The sequence below is a fragment of the Acinetobacter haemolyticus genome, assembly GCF_003323815.1.
In the GTDB taxonomy this organism is placed as follows: domain Bacteria; phylum Pseudomonadota; class Gammaproteobacteria; order Pseudomonadales; family Moraxellaceae; genus Acinetobacter; species Acinetobacter haemolyticus.
This window is the reverse complement of the sequence record NZ_CP030880.1, coordinates 2,601,256-2,626,614: the sequence shown is the minus strand read 5'-3', so window position 1 is coordinate 2,626,614 and position 25,359 is coordinate 2,601,256. Positions and strand designations below refer to the sequence as shown.

Annotated in this window: 29 protein-coding genes, 4 tRNA genes and 1 riboswitch; of the genes, 14 read left to right on the top strand and 19 right to left on the bottom strand. The window is 39.8% G+C overall.

The window, feature by feature from the left end:
• Nucleotides 1-14 precede the first annotated feature (14 nt).
• A complete protein-coding gene (gene scpB, locus DS737_RS12060) occupies nucleotides 15-614 on the bottom strand; it encodes an SMC-Scp complex subunit ScpB (RefSeq protein WP_004638126.1) in 600 nt (199 codons plus the stop codon).
• Nucleotides 611-1,405 (bottom strand): segregation and condensation protein A, encoded by a 795-nt coding sequence (locus tag DS737_RS12055; protein WP_004638127.1) that lies wholly within the window; start codon nucleotides 1,403-1,405, stop codon nucleotides 611-613. Before DS737_RS12055 ends, scpB begins: the two co-directional genes overlap by 4 nt.
• A gap of 245 nt (nucleotides 1,406-1,650) precedes the next feature.
• Here DS737_RS12055 and DS737_RS12050 point away from each other — a divergent pair, with 245 nt between their 5' ends.
• The 3 genes from DS737_RS12050 to DS737_RS12040 all read left to right on the top strand — a co-directional run bounded on the left by DS737_RS12050 (nucleotide 1,651) and on the right by DS737_RS12040 (nucleotide 3,681).
• Nucleotides 1,651-2,370, top strand: a complete 720-nt coding sequence (locus DS737_RS12050) for a GNAT family N-acetyltransferase (RefSeq protein WP_113997626.1) — start codon at nucleotides 1,651-1,653, stop codon at nucleotides 2,368-2,370.
• Nucleotides 2,371-2,570: 200 nt separating this feature from the next.
• Nucleotides 2,571-3,053 (top strand): hypothetical protein, encoded by a 483-nt coding sequence (locus DS737_RS12045; RefSeq protein WP_005091478.1) that lies wholly within the window; start codon nucleotides 2,571-2,573, stop codon nucleotides 3,051-3,053.
• A 67-nt stretch (nucleotides 3,054-3,120) separates the two neighbouring features.
• The gene (locus tag DS737_RS12040) at nucleotides 3,121-3,681 is read left to right on the top strand and encodes a hypothetical protein (protein WP_113997625.1); all 561 of its coding nucleotides are present in this window, start codon (nucleotides 3,121-3,123) and stop codon (nucleotides 3,679-3,681) included.
• Between the two features lie 11 nt (nucleotides 3,682-3,692).
• Here the strand turns inward: DS737_RS12040 and DS737_RS12035 are convergent, their stop codons facing one another.
• Complete coding sequence (locus DS737_RS12035) at nucleotides 3,693-4,310, bottom strand: L-threonylcarbamoyladenylate synthase (RefSeq protein WP_005081475.1); 618 nt, start codon at nucleotides 4,308-4,310, stop codon at nucleotides 3,693-3,695.
• Nucleotides 4,311-4,398: 88 nt separating this feature from the next.
• Nucleotides 4,399-5,061, bottom strand: a complete 663-nt coding sequence (locus DS737_RS12030) for an elongation factor P hydroxylase (RefSeq protein WP_005091475.1) — start codon at nucleotides 5,059-5,061, stop codon at nucleotides 4,399-4,401.
• A gap of 96 nt (nucleotides 5,062-5,157) precedes the next feature.
• Here DS737_RS12030 and DS737_RS12025 point away from each other — a divergent pair, with 96 nt between their 5' ends.
• The 7 genes from DS737_RS12025 (at nucleotide 5,158) to lysM (ending at nucleotide 9,336) form a co-directional block, all read left to right on the top strand.
• Nucleotides 5,158-5,718: a YceD family protein gene (locus DS737_RS12025; RefSeq protein WP_005081479.1), complete on the top strand. Its 561-nt coding sequence runs from the start codon at nucleotides 5,158-5,160 to the stop codon at nucleotides 5,716-5,718.
• A 74-nt stretch (nucleotides 5,719-5,792) separates the two neighbouring features.
• Nucleotides 5,793-5,978, top strand: coding sequence for a 50S ribosomal protein L32 (rpmF, locus tag DS737_RS12020; protein ID WP_004638135.1), 186 nt, complete (start codon nucleotides 5,793-5,795; stop codon nucleotides 5,976-5,978).
• Between the two features lie 197 nt (nucleotides 5,979-6,175).
• Nucleotides 6,176-7,162 (top strand): ACP S-malonyltransferase, encoded by a 987-nt coding sequence (fabD, locus tag DS737_RS12015; protein WP_113997624.1) that lies wholly within the window; start codon nucleotides 6,176-6,178, stop codon nucleotides 7,160-7,162.
• Nucleotides 7,159-7,893 (top strand): 3-oxoacyl-ACP reductase FabG, encoded by a 735-nt coding sequence (gene fabG, locus DS737_RS12010; RefSeq protein ID WP_113997623.1) that lies wholly within the window; start codon nucleotides 7,159-7,161, stop codon nucleotides 7,891-7,893. The genes fabD and fabG overlap by 4 nt, the downstream gene beginning before the upstream one ends.
• 86 nt (nucleotides 7,894-7,979) lie before the next feature.
• Nucleotides 7,980-8,216 carry an acyl carrier protein gene (gene acpP / locus DS737_RS12005; protein ID WP_004655272.1) on the top strand — a complete coding sequence of 79 codons (237 nt, stop codon included), beginning with the start codon at nucleotides 7,980-7,982 and terminating at the stop codon, nucleotides 8,214-8,216.
• 188 nt (nucleotides 8,217-8,404) lie between these two features.
• The gene (gene acpP, locus DS737_RS12000) at nucleotides 8,405-8,647 is read left to right on the top strand and encodes an acyl carrier protein (protein ID WP_004638139.1); all 243 of its coding nucleotides are present in this window, start codon (nucleotides 8,405-8,407) and stop codon (nucleotides 8,645-8,647) included.
• A gap of 215 nt (nucleotides 8,648-8,862) precedes the next feature.
• Entirely contained in the window at nucleotides 8,863-9,336 is a 474-nt protein-coding gene (gene lysM / locus DS737_RS11995; protein ID WP_005081486.1) for a peptidoglycan-binding protein LysM, read from the top strand.
• Between the two features lie 74 nt (nucleotides 9,337-9,410).
• Here the strand turns inward: lysM and DS737_RS11990 are convergent, their stop codons facing one another.
• Nucleotides 9,411-11,459 carry a TonB-dependent siderophore receptor gene (locus DS737_RS11990; RefSeq protein WP_171287617.1) on the bottom strand — a complete coding sequence of 683 codons (2,049 nt, stop codon included), beginning with the start codon at nucleotides 11,457-11,459 and terminating at the stop codon, nucleotides 9,411-9,413.
• A 229-nt stretch (nucleotides 11,460-11,688) separates the two neighbouring features.
• Nucleotides 11,689-12,456 carry a hydroxymethylpyrimidine/phosphomethylpyrimidine kinase gene (locus DS737_RS11985; RefSeq protein ID WP_113997621.1) on the bottom strand — a complete coding sequence of 256 codons (768 nt, stop codon included), beginning with the start codon at nucleotides 12,454-12,456 and terminating at the stop codon, nucleotides 11,689-11,691.
• Between the two features lie 93 nt (nucleotides 12,457-12,549).
• On the opposite strand from DS737_RS11985, the gene DS737_RS11980 reads away from it, so the two are divergent.
• On the top strand, nucleotides 12,550-13,224 hold the full coding sequence (locus DS737_RS11980) for an HAD-IA family hydrolase (RefSeq protein WP_113997620.1): 675 nt from the start codon (nucleotides 12,550-12,552) through the stop codon (nucleotides 13,222-13,224).
• Between the two features lie 60 nt (nucleotides 13,225-13,284).
• Here DS737_RS11980 and ribB read toward each other — a convergent pair whose 3' ends face one another.
• Entirely contained in the window at nucleotides 13,285-13,944 is a 660-nt protein-coding gene (gene ribB / locus DS737_RS11975; protein ID WP_005081497.1) for a 3,4-dihydroxy-2-butanone-4-phosphate synthase, read from the bottom strand.
• Nucleotides 13,945-14,040: 96 nt separating this feature from the next.
• A riboswitch (FMN riboswitch) is annotated at nucleotides 14,041-14,198 on the bottom strand.
• 177 nt (nucleotides 14,199-14,375) lie between these two features.
• Between ribB and DS737_RS11970 the strand changes: the two genes are divergently transcribed.
• On the top strand, nucleotides 14,376-14,615 hold the full coding sequence (locus DS737_RS11970) for a hypothetical protein (protein ID WP_005091467.1): 240 nt from the start codon (nucleotides 14,376-14,378) through the stop codon (nucleotides 14,613-14,615).
• A gap of 5 nt (nucleotides 14,616-14,620) precedes the next feature.
• Nucleotides 14,621-15,808, top strand: coding sequence for a hypothetical protein (locus DS737_RS11965; RefSeq protein WP_171287591.1), 1,188 nt, complete (start codon nucleotides 14,621-14,623; stop codon nucleotides 15,806-15,808).
• On the opposite strand, the gene DS737_RS11960 is transcribed toward DS737_RS11965, so the two are convergent.
• From DS737_RS11960 to DS737_RS11905, 12 genes are all read right to left on the bottom strand, one after another.
• Nucleotides 15,805-17,595 (bottom strand): patatin-like phospholipase family protein, encoded by a 1,791-nt coding sequence (locus tag DS737_RS11960; protein WP_113997618.1) that lies wholly within the window; start codon nucleotides 17,593-17,595, stop codon nucleotides 15,805-15,807. The genes DS737_RS11965 and DS737_RS11960 overlap by 4 nt on opposite strands.
• A gap of 179 nt (nucleotides 17,596-17,774) precedes the next feature.
• Complete coding sequence (gene panD, locus DS737_RS11955) at nucleotides 17,775-18,155, bottom strand: aspartate 1-decarboxylase (protein ID WP_004638150.1); 381 nt, start codon at nucleotides 18,153-18,155, stop codon at nucleotides 17,775-17,777.
• A gap of 145 nt (nucleotides 18,156-18,300) precedes the next feature.
• On the bottom strand, nucleotides 18,301-18,882 hold the full coding sequence (pth, locus tag DS737_RS11950) for an aminoacyl-tRNA hydrolase (protein WP_004638152.1): 582 nt from the start codon (nucleotides 18,880-18,882) through the stop codon (nucleotides 18,301-18,303).
• A gap of 19 nt (nucleotides 18,883-18,901) precedes the next feature.
• Nucleotides 18,902-19,198, bottom strand: coding sequence for a 50S ribosomal protein L25 (rplY, locus tag DS737_RS11945; RefSeq protein WP_005081504.1), 297 nt, complete (start codon nucleotides 19,196-19,198; stop codon nucleotides 18,902-18,904).
• A 96-nt stretch (nucleotides 19,199-19,294) separates the two neighbouring features.
• A complete protein-coding gene (locus DS737_RS11940; RefSeq protein WP_004638154.1) occupies nucleotides 19,295-20,248 on the bottom strand; it encodes a ribose-phosphate pyrophosphokinase in 954 nt (317 codons plus the stop codon).
• A 160-nt stretch (nucleotides 20,249-20,408) separates the two neighbouring features.
• A tRNA-Gln gene (locus DS737_RS11935) sits at nucleotides 20,409-20,483 on the bottom strand.
• Between the two features lie 85 nt (nucleotides 20,484-20,568).
• Nucleotides 20,569-20,643 (bottom strand) — tRNA-Gln (locus tag DS737_RS11930).
• An 18-nt stretch (nucleotides 20,644-20,661) separates the two neighbouring features.
• Nucleotides 20,662-20,736 (bottom strand) — tRNA-Gln (locus DS737_RS11925).
• Nucleotides 20,737-20,764: 28 nt separating this feature from the next.
• Nucleotides 20,765-20,839: transfer RNA gene (locus DS737_RS11920), tRNA-Gln, on the bottom strand.
• On the bottom strand, nucleotides 20,838-21,671 hold the full coding sequence (ispE, locus tag DS737_RS11915) for a 4-(cytidine 5'-diphospho)-2-C-methyl-D-erythritol kinase (protein ID WP_113997617.1): 834 nt from the start codon (nucleotides 21,669-21,671) through the stop codon (nucleotides 20,838-20,840). Before ispE ends, DS737_RS11920 begins: the two co-directional genes overlap by 2 nt.
• Nucleotides 21,672-21,684: 13 nt before the next feature.
• Nucleotides 21,685-22,266, bottom strand: coding sequence for a lipoprotein insertase outer membrane protein LolB (lolB, locus tag DS737_RS11910; RefSeq protein ID WP_005081509.1), 582 nt, complete (start codon nucleotides 22,264-22,266; stop codon nucleotides 21,685-21,687).
• A 4-nt stretch (nucleotides 22,267-22,270) separates the two neighbouring features.
• The gene (locus DS737_RS11905) at nucleotides 22,271-23,989 is read right to left on the bottom strand and encodes a tetratricopeptide repeat protein (protein WP_113997616.1); all 1,719 of its coding nucleotides are present in this window, start codon (nucleotides 23,987-23,989) and stop codon (nucleotides 22,271-22,273) included.
• A 79-nt stretch (nucleotides 23,990-24,068) separates the two neighbouring features.
• On the opposite strand from DS737_RS11905, the gene hemA reads away from it, so the two are divergent.
• On the top strand, nucleotides 24,069-25,352 hold the full coding sequence (gene hemA, locus DS737_RS11900; protein ID WP_113997615.1) for a glutamyl-tRNA reductase: 1,284 nt from the start codon (nucleotides 24,069-24,071) through the stop codon (nucleotides 25,350-25,352).
• The last annotated feature ends 7 nt before the right edge of the window (nucleotides 25,353-25,359 follow it).

Here is a 25,359-nt window from a genome sequence, read left to right as displayed (position 1 = left end):
AACAGTTCACCTTCTCAAGACTTCGGTGCTTGCGCATCGAGTGTCATGAAAGCTTCCTTGGCGTTCTGCAGGGGAGGCAGTTGACCTAGCGAAGCTAGACCAAATGCATTTAAAAATTGGGGCGTTGTCACTAACAACGCAGGTCTTCCAGGTAAATTTCTGAAACCAGACTCTTTGATCCAGTTCCAGTCAAACAGTGTTCTTAAAATTTGACTGTTATTTGATACACCACGAATTTGCTCAATATCTGCACGTGTTACAGGTTGATGATACGCAATAACAGCGACGGTTTCGAGTAAAGACGGCGATAATTTAGTTGGGCGTTCAGGCCAAACTTGCGCAATGATATTACGATACTTGGCACGGACCTGAAAACGGAAACCTTGAGCTGTTTCGATTAATTCAATAGAACGGCCATGTTGTAACATTGCGAGTTGTTGCAAAAACTGACGTAATTGTTGCTTATTATATTGGTTTTGAAAGGCTTCTTTTAGTCGTGCAAGTGAAACTGGTGAGTCACTGGCGAATAATATCGCTTCAATTTGCAGTAGAACATCATGATGAATATCTTCCAATGACATGCCTTCATTGGAATCAAACTGATCTAAACTCATGCTGAAATTCCTTGAATTGTCAGAGGTGCTTCGATCCCTGTATGAATAATTTGAATCTTTTGTTGACGAGTCAATTCAAGTACTGCCATAAATGTTACGACCATGCCCATACGACCTTGCTTAGGATTGAGTAAAGTTATAAAACTTAAACTTTCACCAGAAGCCAGTTGGCTTTCAATATAAGCAATTCGCTCTTCAAGTAAAACAGGCTCTTGAGCAATAACGTGTGTAATCGGTTCAGGGCGATTGAATACGCAAAATAACGCATCCCTTAAAGCATCAGCATCATAACCCTCATAGATTGGGGCAATATGTCCGATACTCACATTTGTACTAAAGGTATCTCGTTCAAAGATGGGCATTTGACCAAGTTTTTCAGCAGCTTGCTTAATGCGGAGGTAAGTTTCTAAACGATCGATGAGTTCTTGTTTAGGATCCTTTTCAAAAGGATCGACAGCAACAGGTTTGGGAAGTAGTAAACGTGACTTTAGATCAGCCAGTAATGCAGCCATCACCATATAATCCGCAGTCAGTTCGATATTCAACGATTTCATACTATCCATATATGATAGATATTGCGTTGCAATCGGAGAAATATCTAACTGTAAAAGATCGAAGCCATTCTTTTGAATCAGGTAAATCAAGAAGTCCAAAGGACCTTCAAATTGTTCCAATAAAATTTCAAATGCGGCTGGCGGGATATACAAATCTTCAGGTATGGCTTCTTGCCACTCGTCAAGCACACGAATGGAAGGAGTTAACTCCAACGAAGTAGGAAGAATTTGATTCATTACCGTTATAAGCCACGCGAATTTTCAAAAGCATGAAAGATCATTTTTGTGTTCAAGGGATGACACACGCCACAAGGAGCTTGGCTATTCTAATCGAAATACTCGATTTAATAAATTACTTGCTTACAAAAACCTTAATCTTCTCAGGGTATTTTGAGTTTTTATATCAAAGCATATTCGACATAGAAAAACTTTATGATTAAATATGTGATTAGAGTCATATTTTTACAGCATAACAAATTACGATGAAAAACTATTTAAAAACACAACACAATGATCTTGGTCAGACCGTTGGCCTAGCTATTGAAAATTTCAAAACTAGTCAGCCAATTAAAGAAAGTATCTTTGGACAGAATATTCAATTGATCTCTATCGCTGGAACAATAGCTGATTCAGCCTTAGCACAAATTTGGGCATGTGTAAGTTCTGAACCCAATGCAGCATGCTGGACTTATTTACCTTATTCGGCACCAACCAGTGCGATAGTATTAAGCGATGCCTTGCATAACTTATTTGGTTTTTATGGATCAACACATTTTCTTATTGAGGTAGATGGAGAAGTTCAAGGCTGGATTGCATTACTTAATCCTCGGCTTGAACATGGTGCGATAGAGATTGGTAATGTTTATTTTTCGCATAAAATGAAAAAATCCAAAGCTTCAACAGAAACCATATTTCTACTGTTACAACAATGTTTTAAACACGGTTTTAGACGCGTTGAGTGGAAATGTGATGATTGTAATGCCCCCTCTAAAGCCGCAGCCTTACGTTTTGGATTTCAATTTGAAGGCTTGTTCCGTCAGGATCGGATCGTAAAAGGACGTAATCGCAACACCGCTTGGTTTTCAATTATTGATGAAGAATGGCCTGATTTAGAAAAAATCTATCAACAATGGCTCAGTCCAGATAATTTTGATGAGCAAGGTTTTCAGAAACGTCGGTTAACTGATTTTTTAAATTTTTAATTCGCCATATCATTAAAAATAGTTAAATATATATTTTAATTTTTTTACAGCTATATGGGTGAGCTTACTATCTATCAGAAAATGGCTAATTTAATGTTTATTTTTAATTTTTTTGTTGATTTTTAATGGTTTTTATAAATAATGTGCTGGCAGATAAACAAAAAAAATATTAATTATTGAATGAAATATTATGGGGTAATATGAACATTAAATTTGTTGTGAGCGGGGTAGCAGTCATTGCTGCATTATATTTTGGAACTGAAAAATATTGGCAACATGAGTTTGAGGAGCAAGAGCGAAATATCTTAAAGAATCTAGCATTTACTCCTGAAATGCTGAATGCTTCCAAAGGATTGCCAATTAAAGGTGATATTTTGAATCAATATCCTAATATTTTCTTTTATATTAGTTTTACTAAGGACTTTCCTCAAGGAACAGAAGCTACTATTAAACCTAAATTATTAGAAAATATTCAAAAATTTGCTTGCGGTCCATTTTCCAAATTATATCAACAAGATAATAAATATAATGATAGGGCTAAAGCTATTATAAGCGTCATAGAGAAAGATAACGTTGTGATGACGCATATTGTTAAAAATCGTTTGGGAAGTGTTTTAATGGAACATAAGCAAGTTCTTTCCGAATGTCCTGAATTTCAGCTTTTAAAAACCAGTATTTCTTAAAAAATTTTCTACCTTTTTTTAGAATTTTTATATGTGTTCTTGTTTGAGTTTATAGGGCAAAAATTAAATGAAAAACATCCTTATTGTTTCTGTAGTTCTGCTAGTTTTTTGGCAATTAATTTTTCCAAAATATCAATCATATAAGTATGAAAAAGAAGCAAGGAGGTATTTACAAACAACTTGGGCAGATGAGACGCAAAAAGAAATTGCATCTAGTCAATCTAAAGATTTTAAAGTTGATCTTTTAAATCAATACCCTAATATGCGTATTTATCAAACCTTTCTAGTTGATGTTACTTTTGTTCCTGGGTCGTTAAATAAAGATACCTTTCAAAAGCTTTGGTGTAGTAAATTAAATCAACTTACTAGACTTGAAATAAAACCACGTTCAGCAATGTTAAACGTTTTTGAGCAAGATAAAGTCACTTTCTATTTAATTGTGAAAGATAAGTTTGGTAAGGAACTTTTTTCTTTTAAGCAGCAAGTTTCAGAATGTTCGAATTTTGGTCAACTTCGTGCTGCAAAAAAAGGTGAAGTGATTGAAGAAACTAGACAAGTGACTTTTGTGCCTAGTGCAGCACCAGCTCTAAGGATTTCTCCGAGTGAGCCAGCGGCATCTGTGCAGTAATGTAAATGAGCTTATTCAAACGCGCTGACGTCACCAACCCCGCGACGAATAATCTCTGGGTTTTCACCTGACAAATCGACAATACTAGTCGTGGATAAGGTACCGAAACCACTATCGATAAATACATCAATACGTTTACCGAGCTGATTTTCAATATCATAAGGATCATCAAGTGGATCTTTTTGATCGGGAAGAATCAAAGTACTGGTCAGCAAAGGCTCACCTAATTCTTTCAACAGAGCCTGAGCAACCGGATTACTTGGAATACGCAAACCAATGGTTTTTTTCTTTGGATGCATCAAGCGTTTTGGTACTTCACTGGTCGCGGGCAAAATAAAAGTAGTGACAGCAGGTGTATTATTCTTAAGTAATCGATACATTGCATTATCAACTTTAGCATAAGTTGCAATATCGGATAAATCACAGCACATAATCGCATATTGATGTTTTGGACCTAAACCACGAATTTGAGCAATTCGTTCCATCGCACTTTTATTACCAATCTGACAACCAATCGCATAGGCTGCATCAGTTGGATAAACTACGACATCACCAGCGCGAATGCGATCTACAGCTTGAGTGATTAAGCGAGCCTGAGGATTTTCAGGATGAATATGTAAATGCAACATTATTATAACTCCCTGATCTTTATGGCTGAATTTAGTATGAAACGTGTATAGGGGAGGATGCAAGTCTCAGATGTGATAATTTTGTCATTTAATCAAGCTGTTCGCGTTTAAATTCATCGCGTTGTAACGCTAAGCCATTACGTGTACATAGACAGATGTAATAAATAAAATGAGCTGCATCATCTGGTAATTTTGCTTCGCCAGAAAAGTAACGTTGGACCTGAGAGAACACATTGTCTTTAAATTGTTGTCCGTTACCACTGTCACCCGTCAAATTATCTAAAGATACTCGGAACTTTCGACCAAAGGCAGTCGCAAATAACCATTCAATCGCTTGTGGCTTGATTTCAACCTGTTCAAAAAGCGCCTGTTGTTCAGCTGTTCGACCATCTGGCGCATACCAATAACCCAAATCAGGTAATAGACGACGTTGTGCGCCAGAAATCGTCCAATGACTAATTTCATGCAGGGCACTATTAAAAAAACCATGCGCAAATTGGATTCTTGCAGGTTGTCCATTTTCCGCAGGGAAATATTCTGGTTCAAATTCACCTTTAACTAGTGTCACATTATGGTGGGAAAACCAGTGATTAAAGTGTAAAATAAGCCAATCAACCTGTTCTGGTTCTGTTGTTAACTTTTGCCAAGATGAACGTTGCACTTGATCTGGTGTTAAAACAGGAGCAGTGGTTGAATGGGTGCTAACAAGTAATGAAGTTGTTACTTCAAGTTGCGGCTGCAACAGGTGCATTGCTTAATTTACCCCGAGTTCTGTCTAAAGAAGTGCAAAATTGTATCTTAATCTTTGACAGAGTACCGATGAATTTGTAGAATTGCCGCCTTAATTATGTCAGCAAATACCTTTCCGGCACAGATTGAGCCGTTTAAATGGGCTGAACAGGGCTTTACATGGTCAGGAACACTGCCATTGTCTCGCTTTGCTCGTATCGCCCGTGAAGCTGTTGGATCAATTAATGATCAATTGATCAACATAGACTGTAAGCTATCAATGGATGCCTATCATCGCATTGTATGGTTAGATGGACATATTGATACAAGAGTTCCAATGGAATGCCAACGTTGTTTGGATACTGTTGAAACTGAACTTGTTTCAGATTTCCATTTGGCTTTAATCGATGATGAGTCACTGATAGAGCGCTTGGATGAGGATGCTGATTTCATCGTTTTAGGTGAAAGTGAATTTTCGAAAAAAGGTGATTTTGATACGCCTGCTTCGATTGATTTACTCGCATTGCTAGAAGATGAACTGTTATTGTTGGTGCCTTTATCTCCTAAGCATGATGCTTGTGAGCATAAACATCGACCTACCATTCAGGACGTTGTCGAAGAAAAACGGGATAATCCGTTTGATGTTTTGGCAGGTTTGAAGGGTAAACTTAACTCATAATTTATGTTATAATGTTGAGTTAAGACAACTGAATTTGTTCTGATCCATTTTTTCGATCTTTGTAAGGAGCCATCATGGCCGTTCAGCAAAACCGTAAAAGTCGCTCTCGCCGTGACATGCGCCGTTCACATGACGCTTTAACCGAGAATGCATTATCTGTAGACCAAACTACTGGTGAAACTCACCGTCGTCACCACGTGACTAAAGATGGTATTTACCGTGGTCGTCAATTATTCGCTAAAGCAGCTGATGCTGAATAATTGAATCATATGCATTAAGCGTTAGCTTAAAGTATAGAAAAAATGGGAGCGAAAGCTCCCTTTTTTGTTGTTTTTCGCAATTATAAAAAGATTAAATCAATGTTAAATTGCCGCATCGCTAAAGAGTCTATTGCTATTCTCATGTAGAATTATGGGTGTTGATCAAATTGGCGATAGACTAATTTAAGGATTTTTATATGTCGACTAAACGACTTGAGCAGGCAGCTCAAGCAACAAAAACTGCATTTGTTTTTCCAGGTCAAGGTTCACAAAAAGTAGGTATGCTTGCTGAACTTGCAGAGCAATTCAGTGTTGTTAGAGAGACTTTTGCTGAGGCGTCTGAAGCACTCGGTTTTGATCTTTGGCATATTGCTCAAAGTGGTGAAGGCTTAGACCAAACTGAAAATACACAGCCAGTGTTATTGACTGCCAGTATTGCCTTATGGCGTGTATGGTTAGAGTTAGGTGGTATTACACCGAAATACTTGGCTGGACACTCTTTAGGGGAATATAGCGTGCTGGTTGCTGCGGAAGCGATGACATTGGCTGATGCTGTAAAACTGGTTCATTTACGTGGCAAACTGATGCAGAGTGCTGTACCTCAAGGTGAGGGGGCAATGGCTGCTATTCTTGGTTTAGCGGATGAAAAAGTTGTTGAGCTTTGTCAGCAAGTATCTGCGGCAGGTCAAGGCTCAGTGGAAGCTGCAAATTATAATGCACAAGGTCAAGTCGTGATTGCGGGTAGTGCAGCATTGGTTCAACAAGTGATGGCTGAAGCGAAGGAGCAATCTGGTAAAGCGATTGCCCTACCAGTATCTGTGCCGTCTCATTGTTCATTAATGAAGCCAGCCGCAGAAAAGTTTGCTGAAGCTTTGGAACAAACTGCCATTGAGCTACCATGCCTTCCTGTAATACAAAATGTCAACGCGGAAATCGCGACAGATGTTGCTCAATTGCGTCAGGCTTTAACAGCTCAATTGTACCAATCGGTACAATGGACACGCACCATGCAATATCTACAGGATCAAGGTATTCAGTACGTGGTCGAATGTGGACCTGGTACTGTACTTAGCAATCTTGCAAAGCGATTACCGAACATAGAAAAAGCATTTGCCATTGATAGCAAAGCACGTATGGAAGATGCCCTAAACGCAGTGTTAGTGGCAGAAGGAAAAATTGCATGACACAACAACGAAAAGTTGCGTTAGTGACAGGAGCAAGCCGTGGTATTGGCGCAGCTATTGCACAGCAACTCATTCAAGACGGTTTTTTTGTAGTTGGAACCGCGACCTCTGAATCAGGCGCGCAAAAACTGACAGAAAGCTTTGCTGAACATGGAGCTGGTGCTGTACTCGATGTTCGTAACGGTGAAGCAATAGATGCACTTGTTTCAGATATTGAACAGAAATACGGTTCAGTTCTTGTATTGGTAAACAATGCGGGTATTACCAAAGATAACTTGTTATTGCGTATGTCTGAAGATGATTGGGATGATATTCTCAATATCCATCTGAAAGCCGTTTACCGCTTATCTAAGCGTGTATTGAAAGGCATGACCAAAGCTCGCTTTGGGCGCATTATTAACATCAGTTCTGTTGTAGCGCATTTTGCCAATCCAGGACAAGCAAACTACTCAGCAGCAAAAGCAGGGATTGAAGCATTTAGTCGTAGCTTAGCGAAAGAGATGGGCAGCCGTCAGATTACAGTGAACAGTGTTGCGCCAGGCTTCATTGCGACTGAAATGACGGATCAGTTAAGCGAAGAAATTCGTAAAAAAATGACTGATCAAGTCGCTTTAAATCGTTTAGGTGAGCCTCAAGATGTTGCAAATGCAGTGAGTTTCCTTGCCAGCGACAAGGCGAGTTACATTACTGGTACAGTTTTACACGTAAATGGTGGTTTATACATGGCCTAACTGGCGATGTATAAACTTTTAAAAATTTTTATATTCAATTAAACTAGTGGCAAATTAAAACGCCACAAGCAATGAGGAGAATTCCTGTGAGCGATATCGAACAACGCATCAAACAAGCAGTAGCTGAACAATTAGGTATGCGTGCTGAAGAGATTAAGAACGAAGCATCTTTCATGGATGATTTGGGTGCTGACTCTTTAGATTTGGTTGAACTTGTAATGTCTTTTGAAAATGATTTCGACATCACGATTCCTGATGAAGATTCAAATGAAATCACTACGGTTCAATCAGCAATTGATTATGTAACCAAAAAACTTGGTTAATCATATTGCATGATTGAAAAGCCACCGAAAGGTGGCTTTTTTATGTGCTCAATTTTTTACTTGAGAGGATTTATACATATTTTTACAAGAAAAAAATAAACACTGAATATGAAATGAGTTTATTTAAGTGTATAAAATCTATGCTATTTAAAATAAATTATTAAATCATAACAACAAAAGGAAATATTATGAGTATCGAAATGCGAGTTAAACAAATTATCGTTGAACAACTCGGCGTAGATGAGGAAGAGGTCGTACCTAGCGCAATTTTTGTCGATGATTTAGGCGCTGATTCTTTGGATATCGTTGAATTGGTTATGGCTTTTGAAGAAGAGTTTGGCTTTGAAATCCCAGATGAAGATGCAGAGAAAATTACGACAGTCCAAGCTGCAATTGACTATATAAGGACTAATGTGGAAGGCGACATGTAATCGTATCATCCATTTTAGCGATCAAAGGCTACCGTAAGGTGGCTTTTCATTTTTGAATCTAAGAATCAAAAAAGTAAAAAATGTTGCAGCAGATCACTGTACATTTATTTACAAGACCGCTTTAAATTGAAACCTGTAACATTTATTTTTTAGGTATAACTAGAAATTAGGTCGATTGAGGCCAATCTTCATAAATAATTACAGAGGAAATAACAATGGGTCTTTTTGATTTTGTAAAAGGTATTGGTAAGAAAAATACAGCACCAGCGGAACCACAAGCTGCGCCAGCAACACCAGCTGAGCCATCAGCTCAAGAGATTGCAAATAAATTATTAGGTTTAATTAAGAGTTTAGGATTAGGGGTGGAAGGTCTGTCCGTGACATATAACGGTACAACTGATACTGCTGTGATTAAAGGGCAGGTAAAAAGTCAGGCGGATAAAGAAAAAATCATTCTTGCTGTGGGTAATATCGATCATGTGGCACAGGTTGATGATCAAATGACAGTTGAAACCGCTGAGCCAGAAAGTAAATTCTATACAGTGAAATCAGGAGACAATCTGTCAAAGATTTCTAAAGAGTATTACGGTGATCCAAACCAATACAATAAAATTTTTGAAGCAAATCGACCTTTATTGAAAAATGCAGATGATATTTTTCCAGGTCAAGTATTACGTATCCCACAATAATCTGTGAATGTGAAAAAGGCGCTGGATGCGCCTTTTGTTTATTCTGATTCTAAAAATATTTGCTGAAATGCGATTTAAAATGAATAGGTGACGCCAAGTTTGGCAGTACGAGGCTGGCCAGGATAAACATAACGGTTGAATGCGCTATCATCATATCTCTTATTAAAGATGTTTTTGATATCGAAACTTAAACGTATATCAGATGAGAGATTGTAATAAGAAATAAAGTCTGTAGTGGCATAGGCACCCATGGTATAGGTGTTATTTGCTGTTTGTCCTTTTCGACTTCCTATATAGCGCTGATTTAGTCCTATTGCTAAACCTTCCAGTGGTTCTGAGTGGAACTCATATATTGTCAAAAAATTGAATGAATCTTTAGGAATATTCGCGAGGCGGGTTCCTTTCGCTAAGCTATTGTCCTTGCTCACTGCCGCATCTGTATAGGCATAATTACCAATGATTTTCCATTCAGGGGTGAGGTTACCAACGAGACTGAGCTCAAAACCTTTGCTGGTGACCTCACCTGCAGCAACGCTTTTAGTGCTATCGAGTGGATCTAAGGTGAGAACATTGTCTTTTTTTACATAATATAGGGCATTTTCAAAGGAAAGCTTGTCATCAAACAATGCGAGTTTAGATCCGATTTCATATGAAATACCTTCTTCTGGATCAAAGCCTTGATTGTTTCGATCGGCACCAGAGTTGGGTTTAAATGATTTGCTAATATTACTATAGACAGTAAGTTGTTCATTTAAATCATACGTTAAGCCAACACGAGGAATTAGTGTATTGTGTTTGGTTGACCATGAAGTGTTATTCATAAAATTCGTATAATCATGTTGGTATTGTTCAAAACGTAGGCCAATCACGGTGTTAAGTCGGTCTGTAAAACGAATTTGATCTTGGATATAGAACGCTTTGCTGGTGAGCTGCTCATGATCATGTGTCGTGACGTTCTCTAATGCGGGTAATGGTTGTGTACGGTAGGGATGATGGATATTTAAGTCAAATGGGGCAGTAGAACGGATGATGTACGAGCGATAATCATAATCTTCAAACTCTAGTCCAGTGATTAACGTATGTTTTAGATTAAATAAATCAAACTCGCCAACTAAACTTGCTTGGATATTTTTATCATTCCAATCCAAATTACGCCAATTATAATTTCGAGTAATGATCTCACCATGACTATCAGCTTTTATCCCATTCGCTTCAACGGCATAGCCATGTAAATTTCCATCTAAATATTGAGTGCCTACATTCAACGTCCATGTGTCATTGAGATGATGTTCGACCCGTAGTTGGAACATATCATTATCGTTATATAAACGGTTTCGATTTTTCCCTGATTCCCACCAATATTCTTTAGGGTTAAAGGATTGTTTTTGTTGACCGTCATAGCGAGTAAAGCCTCGATCAAGTGCATGCTGATTTCTTAAAAAGTCGGCCTCTAAAATAACTTTGGTTTGATCTGAAGGTGCCCATTGAATCACGGGTGCGATGTTCCATCGTTTTGAGTCCACATGCTCGCGATAAGTGTCTCCATTTTCACCCATTAAGTTCAAACGGTAGGTGATACGATCATCTCCCGTGAAAGAGCCTGTTGTATCGATGCTGCTGCGATAGAGTCCTTCGTTATCGATACTCAAGCCAAGTGTTGTTTTCCGATCCGCCTGTGGGGTCTTACTTACGACATTAAATGTCCCTCCTGGATCACCACGGCCATATAAACTCGATGATGCACCTCTTAAAACTTCTACACGCTCGATAGTTGAGCTATCAGGTGCATTAGGATAACCGCGATTGATCGGGAAGCCATTCCGATAATATTCACCACTGGTAAAACCACGAGAGGTGAAAGTGGTGAGACCTTGTCCACCAAAATTATTTGCTCGTCCCAGTCCTGCTACATCGAGTGCTTCTGATAAGCGAGTTGCTTGAATATCTTCAAGTATCGCTTTATTAATTACAGTAACGGCTTGAGGGGTGTCTTTCAGCAAGGTATTACTACGCATTGCTGCACTTGCAGAAGTCACTTTATAGTCATGTTCTGCATTCTCAGAGGATGCCTGAAAAGTAAGGGTGGGTAGGGTACTGATTTGGTCATTACCAAATACAGTCATGGCACAACTCAGGGGTAACAAACTAGGTAAGATGCGGCGCTTCAGCATGAGGATTATGATGAAAATTAAAATGATAATTATTATATTTTATTCGTGTGTTTGAATTGATGAATATTTTGCATAAGTGCTCATCAATGAATGACATATTTTCATATAAAATTTAAATTGATTCAAAGCCTTCGGTGAAACTAAGATCAAAAAGTATTTAATGAGCTTTAAGCAAAGCGGTTTAAAACCGCTTTGGAATTTTTTGCCCATGGGGTACTGGTGTTTCAGCGTGTTTTAATACGCCGAATAGCCATGTTTCTGCATGTTGTACGGCGATTTTTAGTGAATCACCGAGGGCTAAGCGCCCTGCAATAAAACTTGCCAAAGAGCAACCCGAGCCATGATATTCACCATCTAGGCGAGGGCATTGACTTTCAGCAATCATTTTCCCATCAGCATAGAGTACATTACGGATATGATCAGGGGTATCTTCATGCCCACCTTTAACAAGGACTGCTTTTGCACCCATTTCAAATAATGTTTGTGTGGCTTGCTCGATGTCATCAACTCCTGTCAATGCTCTGAGTTCAACTGTATTGGGGGTAATGACTGTTGCTAGGGGAATTAACTCAACAAATGCTTTTACCAAAGTCGCTTGATCGCCTAGTGAACCACCGCTATTTGCAACCAGAACAGGATCTAGTACATATAAATACTCTGGGTGTGCACGTAAAAACTCAGCTAATGCAGCAATATTATCGGTTGTGCCTAACATACCTGATTTTACGCACTTAAGCGGTAAATCACCGACCACAGCATTTGCTTGAGCCAATAATAGTTCTTTTGAGGTTGCTTCAAAACCAAATACTTGCTGTGAGTTTTGAATGGTTAAAGCAGTACAAGCAATTGCAGCATGTGCACCACTTTGTCCAATCGCTTCAATATCTGCCTGTAGACCTGCACCGCCTGATGGATCTAAACCTGAAAAACAAAGTACGGTCGGACGCACTGCAATTTCCTTTTATGTTTTCATTTACGTTAGTATAGGGAAGTTTCGAGAAACTCTCGACTTTGTTGTGTAAGGCTTTAAGAGATTGAACGAATGACGATCAAAAACATACTGATTGATTTAGATGGGACATTAACCGATCCTAAAACAGGAATTCATGGTTCGATTCGTTATGCATTAGAAAAGCTCAATAAACCTTTGGTGGATGAAGTTGATTTAGATTGGACGATTGGCCCACCTTTGAAAGCCTCATTAGCAAAATTATTAGATACTCAAGATGATGATTTGGCAGAACAAGCTTTAGCTGCTTACCGCGAGCGTTTTTCAGTGACAGGCTTATTTGAAAATGAAGTCTATCCAACAGTAGAAGGAACTTTACGGCATCTACAAACACAAGGATATCAATTATTTCTTGCAACAGCGAAGCCCACAGTTTATGCAAAGCAAATTTTGGCTCATTTCCAGTTAGATCAGTATTTTACTGAAATGTATGGTAGTGAGTTAACAGGGGAACGTACCAATAAAGCAGATTTAATTGCTTATATTCTTGAGCAAGAACAGTTGAATGCTCAGCACTGCATTATGGTGGGAGATCGTCAATATGATGTCATTGGTGCACGCGCAAACGGGATCGAAACTATTGCTGTGAATTATGGTTATGGAACAACGCAAGAGTTAGCTCAGGTACAACCTGTTGCATATATTTCTGAATTTGGCCAATTGATTGAGGTGGTTGATCAATTAAATATTGAGCGAAAGGTTTCATAACTATATTGATCAAAAAGCCTCGAATGATCGAGGCTTTTTTAATGTTTAATTAATTAATAATTAAACATTATGTTTTAAGCGGTATTGGACTAACTCTTCAATACTGATCACCGTCAGACCATGGGTTTGCGCATAAGCGAGAACTTGAATACCAGAGGCCATTGAGCCATCTGGATTGGTTAATTCGCACAACACACCTGAAGGTTTTAAGCCTGCTAAACGGGCGAGGTCAATCGTTCCCTCAGTATGACCTCGACGAGTGAGTACACCACCATCACGTGCGCGTAATGGAAATACATGTCCTGGGCGACTGAGGTCACTTGCTACAGCACCGTCTTGAGTCGCGGCGAAAACAGTCGTCACGCGATCTTTGGCCGAGACACCTGTGGTTACACCTTGAGCGGCTTCAATTGTTACCGTAAATGCAGTTTTGAATTGACTTGAGTTATCCACGACCATAGGCGGAAGAGCTAAATGATCAGCCAATGCTTCTGTTAGGCATAAACAGACAATACCTGAACCATCACGAATCATTTGCGCCATAACTTCGACTGTTAAAGTTTCAGCAGCAATAATTAAATCGGCCTCATTTTCACGGTCAAAATCATCCATCACCAACACGGGTTTGCCTTGGCGAATGTCTTCTAAAGCTTGTTGAATACGTTGTTCAGCTGGGGAAAGGGCTGAAAAGAAAAGTTCGGGTTGAATTAAACTCGACATAATGAAACGCTCTCGTAAATAAGCTACGGTTGAACATTTCAGGACTGATGTAAAAATAAGCGCATACCAAAACAAACCAAAAGATTGTTTCGGTGGTTTCGTCTTCTTTCATCCGGACTATACCGTCGGCTTTGGCATCTCACCAAATCTGCGAGTATATAAACATATATACTAGCTCGTGGGCTGATTAGGTCATTCATGTTTAATGCCTAACTTACCACCGGTGGGGAATTTCACCCCGCCCTGAAGCGATGTAATTTGATTATAGCCAAAGTTGCTTTGAAAAAGAGAACTTTTTATAGAATGAATCGTTCTATAAAAATGAAAAAATATGATGATGGGCTCAATGTTTTTATTTTTTGCAAAGTTACCAATATTTTTTAATTCAGCTTACACTGAACAGATAAAACAACAATAACACGGAAGAATGGATGATGAGCAAAGAACCAACAAAAGAACAAACAGTAGCCTTAGAGCAGCTTGCACAGCAACTTAGGCGTCCTGTGATGAGCTTTCAAGATTTTTCACAATTATCTGAGCAGCATCTTGCTTGGCTCAATCAGCAATTACAGCAAACCATTGAAGATGAAAATCGAAAAATCAATCAGCACTTGTTTCAAATGCCTTTTTTTCTTCGAGCCTTGTTTCGATCAAGAAATGACAATCGGTGATGTATATGACTCGATTAGCTGTACATGCAGAAATTATAAAGCTTGCTCATATCTTGAAAGTATCAGAGCAGCAATTGGATTTTTTACAGTCACTTGCACCAGAGAGTTTAAGACAATTTCGTTTTGCAATTATTGAGTTGCTGCAAGATCAACAAAAAACACGTTTTCGTTATTTGGCATCGTGGGTGAGTTGGTTACCCAATCGATTTAGTGTTTTCTTAGTAAAAAGATTTTTAGATCCTCTGATTGTGGCGCAAATCGCCGTACATTTATCGACGGAAAATTTATATCAGATTGCGAAGCATCTACCTGTAGATACGCTTGCTGCTATTTCAGTGTATTTAGATCCGAGATTGGCGAGAGAGTTGTTGGTCTATTTTACGACGCATCAAATTAAGGACATTGCCAATATTCTGTTGCAACAGCGTGATTTTGTCACCATGGGGCGCTTTGTTGGGATGTTATCAGATGATGTTGTTCAAGATGTTGCGCAGATGATTGAGCAAGAAAGTGATCTGCTTGAGATTGCATTTTATATTGAATCTAGGGAGCGCATAGATCATCTTGTTCATGTCTTACCCAAAGTACGAATTGAGAAAGCACTTTTGATCATTTGTGATCCTGCACAACGGTTGGTTTGGCCCAAGTTATTGGCGTTGATGAGTCATATTGGTTATGAGTTAAAGCGTGATCTAGGTGATTTAGCTGTAAAACAAGGGGAAAAAGTCATCAATGCTATTATTCAGGCAGCGCAAGAAGATCAGTTGTGGGAGGATATGTTACCAGTGGTGGCATGTTTATCTGATCACGCTCAACGTTATGTTGCGAATCTACCCGCACTAAGACAGGCAGATATTATTCAAAGTATTGTGGCTGCAGCGGATTATTGTGACTTATGGCCAGATATGTTGGTTGTTGTAAATTATATGCAAGATGAGGCAAGAGAAGCAGTTGCAAAAGCAATTGCACAGATTGATGAGGAGGTGTTACAACACATTGCATATGCTTCTTTGGTTCGTTCTCAATGGAATGTCACTTTTGATGTTGTACGACGGATGCCACTGGAAAAACAACAGCAGTGTCAAAGGATCTTAGATGCATATATGCAAGAGTTGGATTTAGAAACTTATCAATATTTAGATCAATTGATGGACCATTATCAGATACAAGCACCAAGAATAAATAACATTTAGACATGAGGGAGTGTGTCTCGAATCGGGAGTAGTGTTGCTATTGCATGTTGATATCCTCGTTCGACCAGTTCATCGAGTTTATTCCAGTCAAACATACCAATGCCTTCGATGGGCATACGAATATGTAAATGAGCGCGTTCAATTGCGGCTGTTTGAATCATGGTGTCGCTCGCCAGAGTTGCAGTACGCATCAAAATTTCAGCGAGTTTAGGTGCAGGTAATAGTTTATCTTTAATTAGTTTATTCCAGTTGAGTAAAGCACTTTGATCAGGTTCATCTAAACCAATTCCTGGGACTCGAATATCATCAATTAAACTGACATTGCTTGCGATAATTGTTCCTCTCTCGAGGTTTTGCATTACATCGGTAGGCAGATTGTTGATCACGCCACCATCACATAATAAATTTTCATGCCATGCGACAGGTGGAGCAACACCTGGAACGCTCATACTTGTGCCCACCCACGTTGCAAGCTCCCCTTGATCATGGATGACGGCTTGGCCAGTAGATAAGTTAGTTGAAATACAATAATAACTTTGCCTGAGTTCTTCGATCCGACGTTGCCCAAAAATAGCTTGGAGCCGACTATGGAACCTTTGACCACGGATTAGCGACACTCTAGGCATGGTATAGTCATTTAAATAATTTCGGGCTACAAAAGTCTCATAGGCAATATGGGTCATTTCGACACTATCAAAACCGCATGCCACTAAGGCTGCTACAAATGCGCCCATACTTGTTCCACCGACGATATCAATCGGAATATGCAGTTGTTCCAATGCGCGTATGAGACCAATATGTGCAAAGCCGCGTGCACCACCTCCACCCAGAACCAGTCCGAGTCCTTGGCTTGAAATCTGTCGAGCCACAGCACTGATATCAGCCCGTGCCCATGGATGGATAAAATAATGAGCACGGGCTCGATAGAGCCGTTTCCATTCTAGTGTATGTGGAGAGGGATCACCCTCCGAACGTAATAAAACCAATTCAATTGGACTTTGCCATTGATGTTGATTTAATACATCCACTAAGGGAGTGTGTATTGGCGTTAAATTTGCTTCGGCGAGAATTAAAATACGGTCTGCTTGATGTAAACAACGCTTTGCCCATTCATCAGAATGACTGTGGGCTGCGTATAACACATAACAATGCTTTTCTTCTAAACTGGCTAACCATAAACGTAATTTTAAATCATCAGCACTGTAATCCAAGGGTGTTTGGCTAAAGCCACTGCCAAATAATGCATCTACATGCGCTGCTGTAATAAGACGAACATGTGGCCAACGTTGCAGATGTTCAGTTAGTTTTTCGGCAAGATGAATTGCGGGTATCTGCGGTGCTGCGGGAACAATTGATAATGTGCGGCTATGGCTCATTGCATGAGTATGTTGTAACTCTGGTTGTGAGCGAGTAATGATTAATCGAGATAGCGCCAATAACACATTTGGATGCTTGTAGATAAAATCAATAAACTGCTGTTGAGGTATAGCCAGTAGAGCGGTATCTCGTATTGCATGCACTGTACCGTGATGGGGATGTTCGGAAATGACACCCATTTCTCCGATGATTTCGTGATGTCCTAAGTAGGTTGACAATCCAGTTGTGGATGTGAGTTTGAGACGTCCATAGACAATAATATACACATGATGTGCTGGATCATCTGCTTGATAAAGTCGCTGACCTGTATGTAAATATTTGATTCTACATTCACTTGCTAGGCCTTGCAGTACTGCATCATCAAGCTCTGCAAGTATAGTGACCTTACGTAGTGTTTTAATAATATCCATATATTTAAAATTATCGTTATTTTCTATTTATTTAATAAATACTGATCGCGTATTGCAAGTCTGGTTGAGTAAATTAGCAGGGCATTTGTAGGTGTTTTTGTATGTTGGTCGGGTGATTGAATAAAATCCAATAAAAAAGCCAGTTCATTTTTGACTGGCTCTTTGGGAATCTTTAAAGCTTATGCGATTTGGACAGGAATACAGTTTGCTGTGTGATTTACTGTATTGTCTGGGTTTGCATAAACTAAACGTGGTTTATGTGCATTTGCTTCAACTTCAGTAAAGTCACCAAAAGTTGCAATAATGACTAAGTCGCCTACATCCGCTTGATGCGCTGCGCCACCGTTGACTGAAATGATACCTGAGTCATCTTCACCACGAATCGCATACGTAGTAAAGCGTTTGCCGTTAGTTACGTTCCATACGTGAATCTCTTCGTATTCACGAATCCCTGCTAAATCCATCAACACACCATCAATTGCGCAAGAACCTTCATAATGAAGTTCAGCATGTGTCACAACTGCACGGTGAATTTTACATTTTAATAAACGAGATAGCATGGCTAGCGTCTCCTGAGTAAGACCTAAGATGAATATCTTATGGTTGACTTGTCACGTTTTCCGCAGGCTATAGGCGGTTTGATGCGCATTTTGCGCCTAAATGAGCAATATGGCAAGCGTGATTGTTCAACAATTCAGTTCAAGGTTAAGCGGGTTTGTAAGCATTAATTTGATTCATGGCGAGTGAAACTTGTCCATCAACAAGTAGTTTCACCTTGGAAAGTGCATGATCAATAGCTGCATCCATTAAGTGTTGTTCGCTGCTAGGTGCTTTATTCAGCACATGGCCTGAAACACGCTCTTTGGAGCCAGGGTGTCCAATTCCAATTCGTAAACGATGAAAATTAGCACCAATATGAGGAACGATATCACGTAGACCATTGTGTCCGCCGTGTCCACCGCCTGATTTCAAACGAATAACGCCAGGATCCATATCGAGTTCATCATGAGCAACGAGAATTGATTCAGGAGAAATTTGATAAAATTTAGCGAAAGGGGCAACACTTTGACCAGAACGGTTCATAAACGTTGTTGGTAATAATAAGCGTACGTCATGACCTTCAATCTGACCACGACCGCTGAATCCGTGAAACTTTGGATCTGCTTTTAAGGAAATACCATAACGATCTGCAAGTTGTTCGACGAACCAAAAACCTGCATTGTGACGTGTCTGGGCATATTCCTTTCCAGGATTGCCCAAACCAACAATTAGCGAAATATTTGACACTAATTTACGCCTTTAACACTTATGCGCGTTTGAAGTCAGCGTGCATAGGTGTGTTTTTAGCTGGGTGACGTTGTAACGCTTGGATTTTAACGTTTTCAACTTTGTCACCGATTTTGATTTCGATAACTTCTTCAAAAAATGCATTGTTTTCTAAAGCTTTAACGATTTCACGAAGTTCTAAAGTAATTGCTACAGGCTCAGCGCTACCACCATAGATGATTGCTGGGATTTGAGCTGCGTGACGAAGGCGGCGGCTCGAACCTTTCCCTTGTTGTGCAGCTTCACGTGCTTGAGCATTTAATACGAAGTTTGCCATGGGCATATCCTCATTGGAGTTTAATGAACTAAACTTGCGACCAGTTTAGTGATAGAAAACCCTGCCAAAGGGCAGGGCTTGAAAAAAGCTGGGCTATTATAGATAACTATCGAACATTGCGCTAATAGATTCTTCGTTATTAATACGACGAATTGTTTCAGCAACCATGCTAGCAACAGAAACTTGGCGAATTTTACCTAAGTTCATTGCTTCATCTGAAAGAGGAATGGTATCAGTGACAACCAATTCATCAATGACAGAATTTTGTAGGTTTTCAATCGCTTTACCTGATAAAACAGGATGAGTTGCATAAGCAATAACGCGGCGTGCACCAAATTGTTTAAGTGCATCAGCAGCTTTGCAAAGCGTTCCTGCGGTATCTACCATATCATCAACGATGACGCAGTCACGATCTTTAACATCACCGATCAAATGCATCACTTGTGACTCATTTGCTTTTTGGCGACGCTTATCAATAATCGCTAAATCGATATCACCTAATTGTTTGGCAACAGCACGCGCACGAACAACACCACCAACGTCAGGTGAAACCACCATCAAGTTATCATGTTGTTGTTGACGTAAGTCAGCAAGTAATGCTGGTGTACCGTAGATGTTATCAACAGGGATATCAAAGAAACCTTGAATTTGGTCTGCGTGTAAGTCAATCATTACCACACGGTCAATCCCAACAGTTGTTAGCATGTCAGCTACAACTTTAGCTGTGATTGGTACACGAGCAGAACGTGGACGACGATCTTGGCGTGCATATCCGAAGTAAGGAATAACCGCCGTAATACGACCCGCACTTGCACGACGCAAAGCATCAGCCATGACCAAGATTTCCATCAGGTTATCATTGGTTGGCGCACAAGTAGATTGAACGATAAAAACGTCTTTACCACGTACATTTTCAGTGATTTCAACTGAAATTTCGCCATCAGAGAACTTGCTAACTGAAGCAGCACCTAAAGGGATATGTAAATGACTTACGACTTTTTGAGCAAATTGTGGATGAGCACTTCCACTAAAAACGACAAGATTGGGCATGAAGCACCTGAGCGAGGATTACGTGAAGCAACGCTTCACCCGAGCGCAAGAGAAAAATCGATGATTTTCCAAAGAGGGCTATATGAAGAATACTTCACCCAAGCGCTAAAGAAAAATTAAAAAATTTTCCAACGGGTAGTTTAAAAAGCAATCTATTATATGGCAGGGGCGGCTGGATTCGAACCAACGGATGGCGAGATCAAAACCCGCTGCCTTACCACTTGGCGACGCCCCTAATGCGGCAGAACTTTAATCGTTTTACTTGATATTGTCAATATATTTGATCAAACATCGATATAAAACAAGTCTGTCTAAAGATATGGCAGGGGCGGCTGGATTCGAACCAACGGATGGCGAGATCAAAACCCGCTGCCTTACCACTTGGCGACGCCCCTAAATTTGATGATCTGTAATGGCAGGGGCGGCTGGATTCGAACCAACGGATGGCGAGATCAAAACCCGCTGCCTTACCACTTGGCGACGCCCCTATTACATACATCATTTACAGGTGAAAATTGGCAGGGGCGGCTGGATTCGAACCAACGGATGGCGAGATCAAAACCCGCTGCCTTACCACTTGGCGACGCCCCTAACGTGCAACTTTGAAATGTCTTAACGGTGATTCTGTCAAACTGCTTACCAAGTAAGATTTACAAGGTGCATTTTTCAAGATTAACTCGATATTCATTTCATCAGTTACTTCAGTAAAAACACAAGCACCTGTACCTGTAAGCTTTGCTAGACCAAACTGATCTAAATATTGCATTGCTTCTTCAACTTCGGGATATAACGATCGAGCCAAAGGTTCAAAGTTATTTCCAAAACTGGAAGGTTCTAACTGATAGGCGCAAAATTTAGTGATCTTAGAGTCTCTTGTCAATGTTTTTTGTGAAAATAACAATTGAGTGCTGATAAAACAGTCAGGTTTTAGGATTATGAATTTTTTTTGAGCTAAGTCTATGAATGATAAATGTTCACCGATACCTTCAGCCCATGCATTACGTCCAAAAACAAAGATCGGTACATCAGCACCAAGTTGCACTCCATAGTCGGCAAGTTGCTGCTCATTTAAGTCACATTGCCATAGTTGATTCAGTACGATGAGTGTTGTCGCAGCATTGGAAGATCCTCCGCCTAAACCGGCACCCATTGGAATATTTTTTTCGATATGAATCTTCAAGCCACAAGGTTTTTTGGCATGTGGGCGTAATAGTTGTGCTGCACGATAGATTAAGTTTTGCTCAAGTTGTACGTCTGCCAAGCCTTCAATTTGAATTGTTTCACTTACACAGGGTTCAAAACTCATCCAATCATATAAATCAATCAGTTGGAAAATAGTTTGTAGTTCATGGTAGCCATTTTTACGGCGACCTGTGATGTGCAGAAACAAATTCAGCTTGGCAGGAGACGGAACTTTAATCATATAAACATCTAGGTTATCGATTTTGAATCACCATTGTAATACGGTTTTCTTTATTTTCCTCAAGCGCTTGTTTGAGTAGTAGCTTGTTTGGCAATGTTTGACCATCATTGTAGCTAAAATCTACAGTCCAACCATCTTCGATGAGTTGTTTTAGGCGATTGCTTTCATCTCGTGTCATTTGAGCATGTAGGGTAGCGGGTTTGGCTTGTATCCAATGCGTGAGGTGCATAATTGGTGCTTGCCAACCCGTTGCTTTTTCCAAAAGTTCTTCAGGTGAACTTGCTGTGATTAAGCCTGTTTTAGAACTATTCAACGTGACTTCACCAGATTTTCCTTGAATTTGGGTCTTGCCGACACCTAGAATTCCTGTCAGTTCAATATCAAATTGATCTTGTTGTTGTATCCATGTGAAGAATGCGCTACCTGATTGTTGTGGTGTGCGAACCCCTATTTTCCCCTGTAAGCTAAAATTATTTTCATCTTGAACTTGTGGAGAAATGATCGTTTTTTTGGGTTGGCTCAGGTGTTGACAACCTGTTAATAGCAACACACTACTGCTACATAATGCGACGCATAATTTTGGAAAAAAACGCATGGATTTAACTCTTTTTTACAGTGACAGGTAAGATTAAGCTATCAAGTTGTTGTAATTGTGGGGCATTCGCATGTTTTTGTTTCAGTTGCTGTAACACATCGCTAAATTCGGTGAGTGAACCTTGCATATAGAGTGCTTTGGCATATCGAACACCGATATTGATGTTTTGACTGAGTGAGTATGCTTGTTCGAGTACATTAACTGCTGTATCAAAATCATTTTGTAGAAATGCAATATAGCCCAGTGTATCTAAAATAGAAGCTTGTTCAGGGGCGTACTCTAGTGCGAGTTCGGCATATTTTCGTGCTTCTTTGAGACGACGATTTTGCAGTGCCAAAGTATAAGCATAAGCATTTAGGTAAGTAGGGCTATTGGGTTCTATGCGCAAAAGTTGTTTAAGGGCTTTATCCAATTTATCACGATCGGTATAAGGATCGAGTAGTAAAACCTCTGCGTAAATGAGTTCCGGGTCATCAGGAATATTTTTAATCGCCTCATCAAGTAGCGCTAATGCCGCTTCTTTATTATCCATTTTCTTTAAGATATCAGCCTGTGCTTGATATAAGAAACTGGCATGTTGCGGATAGTTAACGCGCTCTTGGGTCAAAAATCTTAAAGCGTCATTGAGTTGCTGCTGCTGTTCAAAAATCGCAATCATATTGCGTCTGGAGACGATATATAAGTTGCCATCGACCAAGCGATAATAAGCTTTGGCTGTTTCATAATGCTGTTTACGCTGCGCGTTGATGGCGAGATAGTAATAGGCTTCGTTTTGATACTTTTCAGACGTGCGTAACTCAACCAAATATTGCTCAGCAAGTTCGTATTGCTTTAAATCGATACTGGTTAAACCTGCAATAAATAAAGCTTCTTCAGCATGAGGATGGTCTTTAATTATTGCTTGAAGCTTATCAAAGGCTTGCTGCTGTTGATTGATTTGAATGTAATAACGTGCTTCTGCTAAACGAACATCCAAATTATTTTTATTTTTACGGCTAGCGCGTGCTAACCACTTTTGTGTGGCGTCTTGGTCTTTTAAAGCCATTAACAAATTGGCTTTCATTAAAATAAAACTTGTTGATTTAGAACGTTTACGTAGGGCACGGTTGATATTTTTCAGTGCTTGTTCGTACAAGCCATCTTGAGCTTCCAGACCTGCAATCAGTGCCAGAATAGAGGGATTATTTTTTTCTTTACTTGCGCGTAATGCATTAAGCAGAATTTCACGATCTTCTGCTTGCTCTGGTGCAATCCCTGCAAGTATTTGTTCTAAATCAGCCGTAGGGTCAATATTTAAAATTTTATCAAGGGTTTTTGCCGCGAGTTCGTATTCATGGGTTTTTAAAGCGATGTGTGACAAGTAAAATAAAGCGGGAACGTCTTTAGGTTCTTGTTCAACCCAATGCGTTGCAATGTCTAAAGCTGCTTGCAAATCATCATATTCAAGTGCGATATCTAGCGCACGCTGTTTGATCGTGGTTGAATTGCTGCGAATCGCAAGTACAGTGTAGTTATGTAGTGCTGTTGGAATATCATCATAGGCGAGCGAAAACTCAGCAACCATGCTCTGTTTGAGGGCATATTCAAAGCTCTGATCGGCATACATGTCGTGTATTGCCTGTGCAGAGACGTACGCGCTCATACTACCTAACAATAAGATTGTGGTAGAATACCGTCTAATCGTCTTGCCGCTAAACTGGATACGGCGATATAGCTGACGCAATTTTTATTGATCCAAAGTAATGCTTTTTATGACACCGATGTTGCACAATAACATAAATTTAGCGAAATGATGATCTGATATGTCTTTCTTTGCATTGGGTGTCAACCATCAAACAGCTTCTGTCGAACTCCGTGAGCAAATCGCTTTCAATGCAGAGCGATTGGAAGCGTTGTTGCTTGAACAAAACCAACATCCTGCATTGAAGGATATGGTGGTGGTCTCGACATGCAATCGTACAGAAGTTTATGCCATGACGGAGGATGCAGATAGCATCCTAAATTGGCTCGCCCAAGTGAATAATATTGATGTTAAACAGTTGATTCATCATGTTTATCGTTACGAGAATGCTCAAGCCGTTACGCATTTAATGCGTGTTGCAAGTGGTTTAGACTCACTGATGTTAGGAGAGCCGCAAATTTTAGGGCAGGTCAAAAGCGCTTTGGCTTTATCTAAAGATGCAGAGACAGTTTCTCCTGAATTGAATGGGATTTTTGAATACGCATTTTATGCAGCAAAACGAGTCCGTTCTGAAACTTCAGTGGGTAGTCATGCCGTATCTATGGGCTATGCAGTGGCGCAGTTAGCAACACAAGTGTTTAGTCATCCAGAAAAGCTGACGGTTATGGTGGTTGCTGCTGGAGAGATGAATAGCCTTGTTGCTAAACATTTGGCTGAAATGGGGGTTGCAAGGATCATCATTTGTAATCGTAGCCGTGAACGAGCAGATCAGCTGGCACAAGAAATCGCGCATCAAGTTGAAGTCGAAATCATTCCTTTTGTAGAGCTGGCGCAAAATTTGCACAGGGCAGATGTGATTTCGAGTTGTACAGGCAGTTTGCATCAAGTGATTGAATATAAACATGTTAAAAGTGCGCTAAAGAGTCGTCGCTATCAACAAATGTTAATGGTAGATTTGGCAGTTCCTCGTGATATTGATCCCAAAGTAGAATCTTTGGATAATGTTTATTTGTATGGTGTTGATGATTTACAGAGCGTGATTGATGAAAACTTAGCGCAACGTCGTCAAGCAGCTGTTGAGGCTGAATTTATGGTCAATCAATTGGCGACCCAATTGATGACCCAGCAAAAAGTGAAAGAGGCGAGTGGTACGATTCAGGCTTATCGTCAACATAGCGAAGAGATTAGTCAAAAAGAATTAACCCATGCTTTGGACGCTTTACAGCATGGACATGCAGCTCAGCAAGTATTACAAGAGTTTGCGCATCGTTTAACCCAAAAACTTATGCACCCGACTTCGATTTTATTAAGAGAAGCTGCTAAAGCAGAAAATCCTGATTATTTTGAATGGCTACAGCAGCATCTACAAGATGTGTTTGAGCATGAACGAAAACCTAAGAATTAAGTCTAAC